Annotated in this window: 11 protein-coding genes and 1 pseudogene; 2 read left to right on the top strand and 10 right to left on the bottom strand. The window is 70.4% G+C overall.

Annotated elements, in window-relative coordinates; genetic code table 11:
- The first annotated feature begins 10 nt into the window (after positions 1-10).
- Positions 11-1,519 carry an MFS transporter gene (locus tag BMW85_RS44185; RefSeq protein ID WP_091093549.1) on the top strand — a complete coding sequence of 503 codons (1,509 nt, stop codon included), beginning with the start codon at positions 11-13 and terminating at the stop codon, positions 1,517-1,519.
- A gap of 15 nt (positions 1,520-1,534) precedes the next feature.
- Here the strand turns inward: BMW85_RS44185 and BMW85_RS44180 are convergent, their stop codons facing one another.
- Genes BMW85_RS44180 through BMW85_RS44150 form a run of 7 tightly spaced genes read right to left on the bottom strand, consistent with a single transcriptional unit; the run spans position 1,535 to position 9,287 of the window.
- Positions 1,535-2,443, bottom strand: coding sequence for a serine hydrolase (locus BMW85_RS44180; protein ID WP_143082615.1), 909 nt, complete (start codon positions 2,441-2,443; stop codon positions 1,535-1,537).
- Between the two features lie 56 nt (positions 2,444-2,499).
- Positions 2,500-3,894 (bottom strand): NAD(P)/FAD-dependent oxidoreductase, encoded by a 1,395-nt coding sequence (locus tag BMW85_RS44175; RefSeq protein ID WP_091093546.1) that lies wholly within the window; start codon positions 3,892-3,894, stop codon positions 2,500-2,502.
- A gap of 31 nt (positions 3,895-3,925) precedes the next feature.
- Positions 3,926-4,711, bottom strand: a complete 786-nt coding sequence (locus BMW85_RS44170) for an ABC transporter permease (protein ID WP_091093544.1) — start codon at positions 4,709-4,711, stop codon at positions 3,926-3,928.
- Positions 4,708-5,559 carry an ABC transporter permease gene (locus tag BMW85_RS44165; protein WP_091093543.1) on the bottom strand — a complete coding sequence of 284 codons (852 nt, stop codon included), beginning with the start codon at positions 5,557-5,559 and terminating at the stop codon, positions 4,708-4,710. The genes BMW85_RS44170 and BMW85_RS44165 overlap by 4 nt, the downstream gene beginning before the upstream one ends.
- 3 nt (positions 5,560-5,562) lie before the next feature.
- Positions 5,563-6,777 carry an ABC transporter substrate-binding protein gene (locus BMW85_RS44160; RefSeq protein ID WP_091093541.1) on the bottom strand — a complete coding sequence of 405 codons (1,215 nt, stop codon included), beginning with the start codon at positions 6,775-6,777 and terminating at the stop codon, positions 5,563-5,565.
- A 9-nt stretch (positions 6,778-6,786) separates the two neighbouring features.
- The gene (locus BMW85_RS44155) at positions 6,787-7,848 is read right to left on the bottom strand and encodes an ABC transporter ATP-binding protein (protein WP_091093539.1); all 1,062 of its coding nucleotides are present in this window, start codon (positions 7,846-7,848) and stop codon (positions 6,787-6,789) included.
- Between the two features lie 5 nt (positions 7,849-7,853).
- Positions 7,854-9,287 (bottom strand): gamma-aminobutyraldehyde dehydrogenase, encoded by a 1,434-nt coding sequence (locus BMW85_RS44150; protein ID WP_091093537.1) that lies wholly within the window; start codon positions 9,285-9,287, stop codon positions 7,854-7,856.
- Positions 9,288-9,487: 200 nt separating this feature from the next.
- Between BMW85_RS44150 and BMW85_RS44145 the strand changes: the two genes are divergently transcribed.
- Complete coding sequence (locus tag BMW85_RS44145; RefSeq protein WP_091093536.1) at positions 9,488-9,979, top strand: Lrp/AsnC family transcriptional regulator; 492 nt, start codon at positions 9,488-9,490, stop codon at positions 9,977-9,979.
- 246 nt (positions 9,980-10,225) lie between these two features.
- Here BMW85_RS44145 and BMW85_RS52415 read toward each other — a convergent pair.
- From BMW85_RS52415 to speB, 3 genes and pseudogenes are all read right to left on the bottom strand, one after another.
- A pseudogene (locus tag BMW85_RS52415) lies at positions 10,226-10,576 on the bottom strand (cyclase family protein); the annotation flags it as partial.
- Positions 10,577-10,629: 53 nt separating this feature from the next.
- Entirely contained in the window at positions 10,630-12,156 is a 1,527-nt protein-coding gene (locus BMW85_RS44135) for a purine-cytosine permease family protein (RefSeq protein ID WP_091093535.1), read from the bottom strand.
- On the bottom strand, positions 12,153-13,091 hold the full coding sequence (gene speB / locus BMW85_RS44130; protein WP_091093533.1) for an agmatinase: 939 nt from the start codon (positions 13,089-13,091) through the stop codon (positions 12,153-12,155). Before speB ends, BMW85_RS44135 begins: the two co-directional genes overlap by 4 nt.
- Positions 13,092-13,138: the final 47 nt, after the last annotated feature.

The raw sequence follows: 13,138 nt of genomic DNA, 5'->3' as shown, positions 1-13,138 counted from the left end.
GCTGAGCGGCATGACGAACAAATGGTCGTGCCTGGCCATCGCCTGCCTGGCCACCCTGCTGCTCTCGCTCGACTTCACGGTCCTGCACCTGGCGCTCCCCCGGCTGACCGCCGATCTCGGCGCGAGCTCCACCCAGCTCCTCTGGATCGGCGACGTGTACGGCTTCGCCCTCGCCGGCCTGCTGGTCACCATGGGCAACCTCGGCGACCGCATCGGCCGCAAGCGGCTGCTGCTGATCGGCGCGGCGGCGTTCGGCGCGGCCTCCGCGCTCACCGCGTACGCGCCGAACCCGGAGCTGCTGATCGCGGCCCGCGTGCTGCTCGGCGTGGCCGGCGCGACGATCATGCCGTCGACGTTGTCGATCGTCAGGAACGTCTTCACCGAGCCGCGCGAGCGCACCGCGGCCGTCGGCGTCTGGAGCGGGATGAGCGCGGTGGGCTTCGCCGTCGGCCCGGTCGTCGGCGGGCTGCTGCTGGACCACTTCTGGTGGGGGTCGGTGTTCCTGATCAACGTGCCGATCATGCTGCTCGTGCTGGCCGGTGGCGCGATCGTGCTGCCCGAGTCGCGCAACCCGGAGGCGGCGAGGCTCGACCTGCTCAGCGCGGCCCTGTCGACGGCCGGGGTGATCGCGGTCATCTGGGCGATCAAGGAGGCCGCGCACCAAGGGCTGGGGCACCTGGACGTGCTGGTCGCGGGCGCGGGCGGGGTGGCGCTGCTCGGCCTGTTCGCCTGGCGGCAGGCGCGGCTGCCCGAGCCGCTGATCGACGTGCGGCTCTTCGCCCGGCGGGCGTTCAGCGCGTCCATCCTGACGAACCTGCTGGCGATCTTCGCCATGTCGGCCATGATGCTGATGTTCGCCTGGTATCTGCAGCTCGTGCTGGGCTGGTCGCCGCTGCAGGCAGGGCTGGCGCAGCTCCCGGGCGGGCTGGGCGGCGCGGTCGGCGGCGTGCTCGCGGCCGGGCTGATCCGGCGGATCGGCCGTGGTGGCGTGGTCGCGCTGGGCCTCGCCATGCAGGCGGGCGCGTTCCTCTACTACAGCACGCTCGGCCTGGAGCTGACCTACGTGACGCTGCTGCCCGCGATGGTGATCGGCGGCGTGGGCGTCGGTTTCGCCTTCACCGTCAACAACGACAACGTGCTGGCCACCGCCCCCAGGGAGCGCGCCGGCGCGGCGGCCGCGGTGTCGGAGACCGCGTTCGAGCTGGGGGCGGCGCTCGGCATCGCGATCCTCGGCACCGTGCTCACCAGCGCCTACCGGGCCAACCTGGAGCTGCCCGCCGGGATGGCCGGAGGGGCGGCCGGGGAGTCGATCGCGGGGGCCGCCCACATGGCCGCCACGCTGCCCGCCGAGCAGGCCGGGCCGCTCATGCTGGCGGCGCGGGAGGCGTTCCTCACCGGGATGCACGTGACGTCGCTGGTCACGAGCGTGCTGCTGGCCGCGGTCGCGGTGCTGGCGCTGGTGGGCCTGCGCGGCGTCCCGAAGGAGATCCCGGAGGAGGTGCTGACCGCCCGCGCCTGAGCCTGCTCGCGCAGGTCACGGGAGCGGGTTCGTCGGGCAGGGGCGGCGGGTGGTCGGGGAGAGGCCGTCCCAGCGGGTGCCGATCATGCGGGCCACGCCCTCGACGGTCTCGATGCCCGCGCCCTCCTCCGGCTGCAGGTCGGACTGCACCGACAGCAGCAGGTCCCGTCCCGGCCCGGCGATCCTGCCGTAGCTGCCGACGGCCCACGTGCCGTGGACGAGCGGGCGCGGCGTCCAGCCGTTCCTGAGCGTCACCCGGTCGTCGCGCCGCGCCGCCGCGCTGACGCCCCACGCCTGGTCCTCCTGGACCCGTCCCATCAGGCCGAGCACCAGCTCCCGGTCCGCGGCGCTCAGACCGCCGCCGCCCTTGACCAGCACCTTCAGCAGCCGGACGCGGTCGGACGGGCTGCTGGTGGTGTCGCCCCAGGCGGCGCCCGGCCCCGGCGTGGTGTGGCGCAGCCCGATCCGCCGGTAGAACGCGCTCATCGCGCCGCTCCCGCCGATCCGCGACCACATGGCGTCGGCGGCCTTCTGGTTGCTCTCCCTGATCATGCGCTCGGCCAGGCGGCGCTCGTCCTCGTCGAACCCGCGCCCGCGGCGGGCCAGCAGCGCCATGACGATGTCCACCTGGGCGCCGCCGGCCAGGGCGAGCTCGTCCCGCTGCCGGCCGTACCCCAGCGTGATCCCGCTGACCAGGTCGTGGACCGCGTAGACGATCCGGCCGGGGCGGCGGGAGAGGTAGCGGGCGATGTCGCCGACGAGCCGGGCCCGGGCCAGGCGCCCGGCCCGTACGTCGGGAAAGCTCATGACGCAGCGGGCGACCTTGGCGGCGGGCGGCCCGGCGGGCAGGACCTGGACCTGCCGGCTCCCGCAACCGCCGGTCAGCAGCACCATGCCGACACAGGCGACCAGCCTCGCACGCACCTCGCGACCCCCACTTTTGGTGGTGTTGGGGGTCGCCAGGCATCATGCCCGCGGCGTCAGGAGTCGAATCCCAGCCCCATCCGGTCCAGCGTGCGCAGCCACAGGTTGCGCTTGCCCTGGTGCTGGTCGGCCTGGGCGATCGACCAGCGGGTGACCTGGATGACGCCCGAGCGCACCGGCTCCGGCGGGAACGGGATCGGCTTCTCCTTCACCATACGCAGCTCGGTCCGCTCGGTCGGCTCACCGGACAGCAGGTCGAGCATGACGTTCGCGCCGAAGCGGGTGGCGCCCACGCCCATGCCCGTGTAGCCGACGCCGTAGGCCAGCCGACCGCCGTGGGCCTGGCCGTAGAAGGCGCTGAAGCGGCTGCAGGTGTCGATCACACCGCCCCACCGGTGGGTGAAGCGCACCTCGTCGAGCTGCGGGAAGGTGTCGTAGAAGTGCCGGGCGAGGGTCAGGAAGGTCTCGTCGCGCTGGTCGTACTCGGGCTTGACCAGGCCGCCGTTGTAGTAGACGGCGTCGTAGCCGCCCCACAGGATGCGGTTGTCGTCGGTCAGCCGGTAGTAGTGGAAGCGGTTGCCGGAGTCGCCCACGCCCTGACGGTTGCGCCAGCCGACCTCGGCGAGCTGGCCGTCGGTCAGCGGCTCGGTCATCAGCGCGTAGTCGTAGACGGGGACCACGAAGTGCCTGAGCCGGCGGAGCAGCGGCGGGAAGACGCCGGTGCCGAGCGCCACCTTGGCCGCGCTGACCCCGCCGTAGGGGGTGCGCAGCTCGATGCGTACGCCGTCGTCGCGCAGCGACCGCACCGGCGAGCGCTCGTGCACCCGCACCCCGGCCCGCAGGCACGCCTCGCGCAGCCCCCACGCCAGCCGCGCCGGGTCGAGCATGGCGCAGCCGCGGCGCTCCCAGAGCCCGCCGAGGTAGGTGGGCGAGTTCACCTCCGCCCGCACCTGCTCCTGGTCCAGGGGCACGTAGTCGAGCCCCAGGTCGGAGATCAGCTCCAGGTGCTCGGCCAGCGCGTCGAGCTGCCAGGGCTCGGTGGCCACGAGCAGCTCGCCGGTGCGTTCGAAGGAGCAGTCGACGCCGTAGCGCTCCAGCGTGGCCTCGATCTCGTCGAGGTTCTCCACGCCCATGCGCTCCAGGCGGCCGATGTCGTCCGGCCACCGCTCCAGGCCGTTGGCCAGGCCGTGGGTGAGGGTCGACAGACAGAACCCGCCGTTGCGGCCGGTGGCCGCCCAGCCGATCCGGCGGCCTTCCAGCAGCACGACGTCCAGTGAGGGGTCGCGTTCCTTGGCCATCAGCGCGGTCCACAGACCGGAGAAACCGCCGCCGACGACGGCCAGGTCGGCGGTGGTGTGATCGGTGAGCCGCGGTCGCGGCTCGGGTCTGGCCGGGCTGTCCAGCCAGTACGGCTTGCGCTCCGCGTCAGCAAGCGCCTTCAGCGGATCCACAAATCCCACTTCCCTACGAAGGTCAGGTGTTTCAGGTGCGGCGCCGTGCCGCGATCGCGTTGCCGATCGCGATCAGCACCCCAATGCCGAAGATCAGCGTACCCATGACGTTCACCTGCGGCGGGATTCCCGTCTTCACGGCACCCACGATCCACAGCGGGAACGTCACGGTCGAGCCGTTGACGAAGCTGGTGACCACGTAGTCGTCGATCGACAGCGCGAACGACAACATCGCCCCTGCCGCCACGCCCGGCATGATCGACGGCAGCGTGACCTGCCGGAACGTGCCCCAGGCCGTCGCCCCGAGATCCCTCGCGGCCTCCTCCAGCGACGGGTCGAGCCCGACGACCCGCGCCCGTACGGTGACGACCACGAAGGACAGCGAGAACAGCACGTGCGCGACGATGATCGTGACGGAGTCGCGCGGCACGTTCCCCGAGACGAACAGCGACAGCAGCGAGGCGCCCATGACCAGCTCGGGCGTGGAGATGGCGGCGAAGACGAGGAAGTTCGTGGCGCCGAGGCCGCGGAAGCGGTGCCGGCCGAGCGCGAGGCCCAGCATGGTGCCGATCACGACCGTGACGGCCGTGCTGACGACCGCGACGACCAGCGTGTTCCTCAGCGCCGTGGTCAGGTCGGCGATGTCGAACAGCTCTTTGTACCAGCGGAGGGTGAACCCCTGCCAGGTGGTGTTGGACTTGCTCTGCTTGTCGTTGAAGCCGAACAGGATCATCACCGCGATCGGTGACGACAGCCACACGATGACGAGCCAGGTCCAGATGTGCAGCAGCCGGTCGCCCGTGCGGATGCCCCTCATCGGGCCGCCGCCTCGAGGACGTTCTCCGTGCCGAGCACGCGGGCGTAGACGAAGATGCCCACGAGCAGCACCGCCATCAACGTGAACGACAGCGCCGAGGCCGTCGGGTAGTCGAGGTTGGTGAGGTACTCGGTCTGGATGATGTTGCCGATCATGGTGTTGGCGGTGCCGCCGAGGATGGCCGCGTTGACCGGGTCCGCCGTGGCGGGCACGAACGTCATCAGCACCCCGGCGAACACCCCGGGCAGCGACAGCGGCAGCACCACCCGGCGGAAGGCCGCGGCGCGGGTGGCGTAGAGGTCCTGGGCCGCCTCCACCACCCGCGGGTCCACGCGCTCCAAGGCCACGTAGATCGGCAGGATCATGAACGGCAGCCAGTTGTAGGTCAGTCCCCCCACCACCGCGAACGTGGTGGCCAGGACGTGGAAGTCGGCGGGCAGCAGCCCCCAGCCCTTCAGCGTGCCGAACAGGATGCCGTTGTCCGCCAGCAGGAAGTTCCACGAGATCGTCCGCAGCACGAACGACACGAAGAACGGCAGCAGGAGCAGGAACAGGTAGACCGACTTGCGCCGGCCGCCCTTGAAGGCGATCCAGTACGCCACCGGATAGCCGATGGCCAGCATCGCCACCGTCGCCATCCCGCCGTACAGCAGGGACCGGACGAGCTGGGTGCTGTAGCGACCGAGCGCGTCGGTGTAGTTGGAGACGGAGAACGTCATCGCGTAGCCGTCGATGGCGTTGCCGGTCTGCAGCGACACCGACGCCATGGCCGCCATGGGCACGACCAGGAAGATCGCCAGCCACATCCAGCCCGGCAGCGCCAGCAGGTAGGGGGTGAGCCGCCGCATCGTCTAGGCCTGGGTGACGGACTGGAAGATCGGGTTGAAGACCTGCTGCTGCTTGTTGTCGAGCGGCGTGTAGCCGCGCAGCCGGGCGTAGTCGGCCTCGGTCGGGAACATGAGCGGGCTGTCGGCCATCTGCTCCAGCGCCTTCTTGTCCTCGCCCTTGGCGGTCTTCGCCTTCTCCCGCAGCAGGTCCTGCACCGCCGGGACGGGGGTGACGAACTGGATGAACTCATCCAGCTCGGCGGCCACGGCCGGCTGGTAGAGGTAGTCCATCAGCATCAGCGCGTCCAGCGGGTTGGCGGCGCCCTTGGGGATGAGCATGTTGTCGGTCCAGATCGTGCCGCCCTCCTCGGGCACCACGAACGCGACCGGCTCGCCCGCGAGCTGGCGCTGGAAGACGTCGCCCGACCAGGCCATGGACAGCCAGATGTCGCCCTTGGCCACGGCGTCGATGTAGCTCTGGTCGTAGTACTTGCGCACCAGGCCGTTGTCGCGCTGCTCCTTGAGCTTCTCGCCGGCCTTCTTCCAGTCGGCCTCGGTCGACTTCTCCGGGTCGATGCCGAGGGCGAACATCCCGAAGTTCCCGATCTCCTGCGCGTCGGCCATCATGCCGACCCGGCCCTTGTACTTCGGGTCGAACAGGGACTGGATGCTGGTGATGTCGTCCTTGACGTACTTCGTGTTGTACGCGATCCCGGTCACGCCCGAGCTGTAGGGCACGGTGTACTTGTTGCCGGGGTCGTAGGCGCGTTCCTTGTACTTCTGGCCGGCGTTGGCCGCGAAGTTCGGCAGCTTGGAGTGGTCGAGCGGCACGCAGTAGCCCAGCTCGATCATGTGCTGGAGCTGGATGCCGTTGGTCATGACGACGACGTCGTAGCCGAGCGGCTGGCCGGCGCGGAGGACGGGATCGGCCTTGCCGAAGAAGTCCGCGTTCTCCTGGATGACCTCTTTGTACTCGTAGGAGATGCCCGTGTCCTTGGCGAACTTCTCCAGCGGGCCCTTGTCCTCGGGCATGTACTCCGGCCAGTTGGCGAAGACCACCTTGCCGTGCTTGGTCTGCTTGGACCAGAAGTCCTGGACCTCGTCGGCCTTGGGCGGCGCGGCCTTCTGGCCCTGCACGCCGCAGGCGGCGAGCGCGAGACCGGCGGCCGACAGGCCCGCGAGCCGGAACGCCTCACGGCGCGGCAGTCCGTGGCGAGGGAGAGGGGGACGGGGGTTCATGGCCTGCTATCAACTTCCAATCACGTACGAGTGCTGCGCCTGCCAGGACAGCCACACGGAGTCGCCCCGCTCCGCCGTGGCCGTCGCGTCGTGGGCGTTCTGCTGGAACACCGTCATCTCGGCCCCGTCGGCGAGGCGTACGGCGTAGCTGTTGTAGGTGCCGAGGTAGACCACCTCGGAGACGGTGCCGGCCAGCGCGCTGAGGCCCGACTCCGGGGCGTCCGTGCCGATGGTGATCTTCTCGGGGCGTACGGTGACCGTCACCTCGCCGTCCCGGCCGGGCACCAGCACGCGACCGTCGCCGATCTTCAGCTCGCCGGCACTGGCGGTCCCGGTGAGCAGGTTGGAGGTCCCGATGAAGCCGGCCACGAAGGGCGTCGCCGGCCGCTCGTAGATCTCCCGCGGCCCGCCGAGCTGCTCGACCAGGCCGTCGTTCATGACCGCGATGCGGTCGCTCATGGTCAGCGCCTCGCTCTGGTCGTGCGTCACGTACACGAACGTGATGCCGACCTCGCGCTGGATGCGCTTGAGCTCGATCTGCATGGCCTGGCGCAGCTTGAGGTCGAGCGCGCCGAGCGGCTCGTCGAGCAGCAGGGCCCGCGGCCGGTTGACCAGCGCCCTGGCCAGCGCCACCCGCTGCTGCTGGCCGCCGGACATCTCGCGCGGCCGGCGCTTCTCCCTGCCGACCAGGTCGACGATCTCCAGGATCTCGCCGACCCGCCGCCGGATCTCCTCCTGCGGCGTCTTGCGCTGCTTCAGCCCGAAGGCCACGTTGTCCCAGACGCTCATGTGCGGGAAGAGCGCGTAGGACTGGAAGACCATGTTGACGTCGCGCTTGTTGGGCGGGACGTTCGTGACGTCCTGGCCGTGCAGTTTGACCAGCCCCTTGGACGGCGCCTCGAAGCCGGCGATCATCCGCATGGTCGTGGTCTTGCCGCAGCCGGACGGGCCGAGGAGGGAGAAGAACTCCCCCTCCTCGATGTCCAGCGAGACGCCCTTGACGGCACGGACGAGCTCGCCGTGCGCGTGGTATTCCTTGACGACGTCCTCAAGCTCGATGGCGCTGGTCATCAGCGCTATTCACCGATGTAGTGCATGACGTGCTTGACCCTCGTGTAGTCGTGCAGGCCGAAGACCGACAGGTCCTTGCCGTAGCCGGAGTGCTTGAAGCCGCCGTGCGGCATCTCGGAGACGAACGGGATGTGCGTGTTGACCCAGACGACACCGAAGTCGAGGCGGTTGGACATCCGCATCGCGCGGCCGTGGTCGGAGGTCCAGACCGAGCCGCTCAGGCCATACCTGACGTCGTTGGCCTTGGCCAGCGCGTCGGCCTCGTCGGTGAAGGTCTGGACGGTGATGACCGGGCCGAAGACCTCGTTCTGCACCATCTCGTCGTCCTGACGGAGACCGTCCACGACGGTGGGGGCGAAGAAGTAGCCCCGGTCGCCGACGCGGTGGCCGCCGGTGAGCACCTTGGCGTGCGCCGGGACCCGGTCGATGAAGCCCTGGACGCGGGCGAGCTGGCCCTCGTTGTTGACCGGGCCGTAGAGCGCGTCCTCGTTCGACAGGTCGCCGGTGACGGTGGCCGCGGCGGCCTCGGTCAGCGCGGCCACGAACTCGTCGTGCACGCTCTCCTGCACGAGCACCCGGCAGGCGGCCGTGCAGTCCTGGCCGGCGTTGTAGAGGCCGGCCGTGGCGATGTCGGCGGCGGCCTTGGCGAGGTCCTTGACGTCCTCGAAGACCACGACCGGCGCCTTGCCGCCGAGCTCCAGGTGCACCCGCTTGAGGTCGTCGGCGGCGCTCTTGGCGACCGACATGCCCGCGCCGACCGAGCCGGTGATCGCGACCATGGACGCGGCCGGGTGGCCGACGACGAGGGCGCCGGTCTCGCGGTCGCCGGTGACGACGTTGAAGACGCCGGCGGGCAGCACCTCGCCGAGGATCTCGGCGAGCTTGAGCGTGGAGACCGGGGTGGTGTCGGACGGCTTGAGCACGATCGTGTTGCCCGCCGCGAGCGCCGGGGCGATCTTCCAGACCGCCATCATCATCGGGTAGTTCCAGGGCGTGACCTGGCCGATGACGCCGATCGGCTCGTGCCGGATGACGCTCGTGTGCTCGGCGAGGAACTCACCGGCCGTCGGGCCCTCCAGCGTGCGGGCCGCGCCGGCGAAGAAGCGGAAGTGGTCGGCGGCGACCGGGGTCTCGTCCTCCGCCATGCGGGCGCGCGGCTTGCCGGTGTTGCGGCACTCGGCCTCGTTGATCTCGTCGGCCCGCGCCTCGATGGCGTCGGCGACCTTCAGCAGCAGGTTGGCCCGCTCGCCCGGCGTGGTCCTGCCCCACGAGTCGAACGCGGCGGACGCGGCGGCGTAGGCGGCGTCGACGTCCTCGATGCCGGAGATCGGGGCTTGGACGTACGCCTCGCCCGTGCAGGGATCGATGATGTCGGAGAATCGGCCGCTCTTGGCGTCCACGAACTCCCCGTTGACGAAGTTCTGCAGACGGGTGGTCAAGGTGACCTCCTCGTGAGGTGGCTGAAGATGCCGCGACTCTTACAGAGTGGAAGCATCCGGACAAGGGATTTCGTGGTGAAGATACCAAATTGCTACGAATTCGCTTGACAGACCGCCAGGAACTGACAACATGTCGCACCAGGACGGCAATCAAGCGGGAACGCCCCCGTAACGCCGGACCGCTAGGAGGATTCCCTTCGATGACGTCGCCGCCCCGCGTCCGCCGCAGCAATCCGGCCCAGGGTCCCGTCGTGCTCGACGAGCTGTCAAAGCAGATCATCGAGCAGCTCCAAGGGGACGGGCGGATGCCGTACGCGGCGATCGGCAAGGCAGTCGGGCTCTCGGAGGCCGCCGTACGCCAGCGCGTGCAGCGGTTACAGGAGGCCGGAGTCATGCAGATCGTCGCGGTGACCGACCCCCTCACCCTGGGCTTCCCCCGGCAGGCGATGATCGGGGTCAACTGTGAAGGCGACCTGGACTCGGTCGCCGACGAGCTGGCCGCGATCGACGAGATCGACTACGTCGTGCTCACCGCGGGCTCGTTCGACGTCATCGTCGAGGTGGTGTGCGAGGGCGACGGTCACCTGCTGGAGATCCTCAGCAAGATCCGCGCCATCCCCGCCGTACGGGCCACGGAGTCGTTCGTGTACCTGAAGCTGCGCAAACAGTCCTACTCCTGGGGCACTCGCTGACCCAGCCGGGCCACCGCGGACGGGAGCGCCGTCCGCCCCGGCCAGCCGGATCGGGAACAGTGACACCTCGACCGGCCGGCCGCTCTCCTGCGCCCGGAGCAGGCCGCCGAGACCGGTCAGGTTCTCGGCGATGACGGCGTGCGCGCCGCACAGCACCCGATGGGCGGGGAAGTCGGCGGCCGGCGTGGGGTCCACGCTCAGCGCGTCGATCCCGACCGTCCGGACGCCCCGCTCCACCAGCAGCTCCGCCGCCTCCTCCGACAGGTAGGGGTGCTCCAGGTAGGCGGCGGTGCCCCAGTGCGCCGACCAGCCGGTGGCGACCAGCACGATCGTGCCCGCCCGCACCTCGCGGAAGGCCGCCGCGCCGATGGCCGCCCGGGGCGCGAGGCCCCGGGCGTCCACCACCGTCGCCGGGCCGGCGAACCGGTCCAGCGGCAGGTCGTCCAGCGTGGGCAGCGCGTCGCCGAAGTGGTACGGCGCGTCCACATGGGTGCCCGACTGGGAACCCATGTGGACGGCCAGCACGTTGACGCCGTCGCGGGCCACGGTGAGCGCCGGGCCGATCGAGACCTCGGGGTCGCCCGGATAGACGGGCATCCCGGTCTCGACCGGCACCGACAGGTCCACCAGCTCCGTAGCGTCGAACTCCGTCACGGGGCGACCGGCTCCGTGGCCGCCGGCCGCACGTCGACGATCGGCGGCACCGGGGTGTCGGCCGCGCGGACCAGGCGCGGTCCCTGCGGCCCGTAGACCTCGCGCGGCTCGGGGAAGGCGGTCAGCAGCGTCAGGTAGAGCAGCGCGGCGACGGCCAGGCCGACAGGCAGCGAGATGTCCACGCCGCCGGCCAGCTCACCGAGCGGGCCGACGAACTGCCCCGGCAGGTTGACGAACGACAGCGCCAGCAGCGCCGAGGCCAGCCAGGCGGACATGCCCCGCCAGTTCCAGCCGTGGGTGAACCAGTAGCGGCCGCCGCGCTGGCGCCGGTTGAAGACCTGCAGGGCGTCGGGGTCGTACCAGCCGCGCCGCGTGACGTAGCCGAGCATCATGATCACCATCCACGGGGCGGTGCAGGTGATGATCAGTGTCGCGAACGTCGAGATGCTCTGCGTCAGGTTCGCGGCGAAGCGGCCGACGAAGATGAACATGATCGACAGCGTACCGATGAAGAGCGTGGCCTTCACGCGACTGAAACGCGGGAAGACGCTGGAGAAGTCCAGGCCGGTGCCGTAGAGGGAGGTGCTGCCCGTGGACATGCCGCCGATGAGCGCGATCAGGCAGACCGGGATGAAGTACCACGCGGGCGAGATCGCCAGCAGGCCGCCGACGTAGTTGGGGGCGGCCGGGTCCACGTACTGCGCCGCCTTGGACGCGATGATCGAGGCGGTGGACAGGCCGAAGAAGAACGGCAGGATCGTGGCGATCTGCGACATGAACGCGGCCGTCATCACCTTCCGGCGCGGCGTGCCCGCCGGGATGTACCGCGACCAGTCGCCGAGGAAGGCGCCGAAGGAGACCGGGTTCGACAGCACGATGAGCGCCGCGCCGATGAACGACGGCCAGAACAGCGGGTCACCGGCCGCGAGCGTGCCCGGGTAGGACGGGTCGAAGTCGCCGGCGAAGGCGAAGATCCCCAGCACGAACAGCAGCGACGCCGCCGCGACCGCGATCTTGTTGACGAACAGCATGAAGCGGAAGCCGTACACGCAGACGACCAGCACGAGCGCGGCGAAGATGCCGTACGCGATCGCGTACGACACCTCGGTGTCCGGCAGCCCGACCAGCCGGTGCGCGCCGCCCACGAGCGCGTCCCCCGACGACCACACCGAGATCGAGAAGAACGCGATCGCGGTCAGCAGCGCCAGGAACGAGCCCACGACCCGCCCGTGCACGCCCAGGTGGGCCGAGGACGACACGGCGTTGTTGGTGCCGTTGAGCGGCCCGAACAGCGACAGCGGCGCCAGGATCAGCGCCCCCACCACCAGCCCGAGCACGGTCGCCGCCAGGCCCTGCCAGAACGACAGGCCGAACAGGATGGGGAAGGACCCCAGCACGCAGGTCGCGAACGTGTTCGCGCCGCCGAAGGCCACCCGGAACAGGTCGAGCGGACGCGCCGTACGGTCGACGTCCGGGATGCGCTCGACCCCATAGGTCTCGATCTCGGTGAGGGTGTTGCTCATGTCTGGTTCTCCTGCCGCAACGCCAGCAAGCTGACGAGGTCGTAGGCCACGTGGGAGGCGGCGACCGAGGTGATCTCCGCGTGGTCGTAGGCCGGGGCCACTTCGACGACGTCGGCCCCGATCAGGTCGCAACCGGCGAGTCCGCGCAGGATCTCCAGCAACTCGCGGCTTGTCAGCCCGCCGGCTTCCGGGGTGCCGGTGCCGGGGGCGTGGGCGGGGTCGAGCACGTCGATGTCGACCGAGACGTACAGAGGACGCTCGCCGATGCGCTGCCGCAGCACGTCGACGACCTCGTCCAGACCCCGCCGCAGCACGTCGGCGGCGGTCAGGATGCCGAACCCGAGCCGCCGGTCGTCCTCGAGGTCCTTCTTGCCGTAGAGGGGGCCGCGGGTGCCGACGTGGCTCAGCGCCTCGGTATCGACCAGCCCCTCCTCCACGGCCCGCCGGAACGGCGTGCCGTGCGTGTACTCCGCGCCGAAGTAGGTGTCCCAGGTGTCGAGATGCGCGTCGAAGTGCAGCAACGCGACCGGGCCGTGCTTCCGCGCGGCGGCCCGCAGCAGCGGCAGCGCGATGGTGTGGTCGCCGCCGATGGTGACGAGCCGGGCGTCGATCGAGCCCGCCACCTCCTCGATCGCCTCGATCGCCGCGCCGATGTCGAACGGGTTGGCCGCGATGTCACCGGCGTCGGCCACCTGCACCTGCTCGAACGGCGACACGTCGAGCCCCGGGTGGTAGGGCCGCAGCAGCCGGGAGGCCTCCCGGACGGCGGCGGGACCGAACCTGGCGCCCGGCCGGTAGGACACGCCGCTGTCGAACGGCACGCCCACGACCGCGACGTCGGCCCGCTCCACCTGGTCGAGGCGGGGCAGGCGGGCGAAGGTGGCGGGCCCGGCGAAACGCGGGACCCGGGAGGAGTCGACGGGGCCGATAGTCATGCCGACAGTGTTCGTCATGCCTCTGACCTGCGGCAATTGTAGTGCCC

The organism is Nonomuraea wenchangensis (assembly GCF_900111685.1).
In the GTDB taxonomy this organism is placed as follows: domain Bacteria; phylum Actinomycetota; class Actinomycetes; order Streptosporangiales; family Streptosporangiaceae; genus Nonomuraea; species Nonomuraea wenchangensis.
The sequence above is the reverse complement of the archived record's forward strand: the minus strand, read 5'-3'. Positions and strand labels throughout refer to the sequence as shown.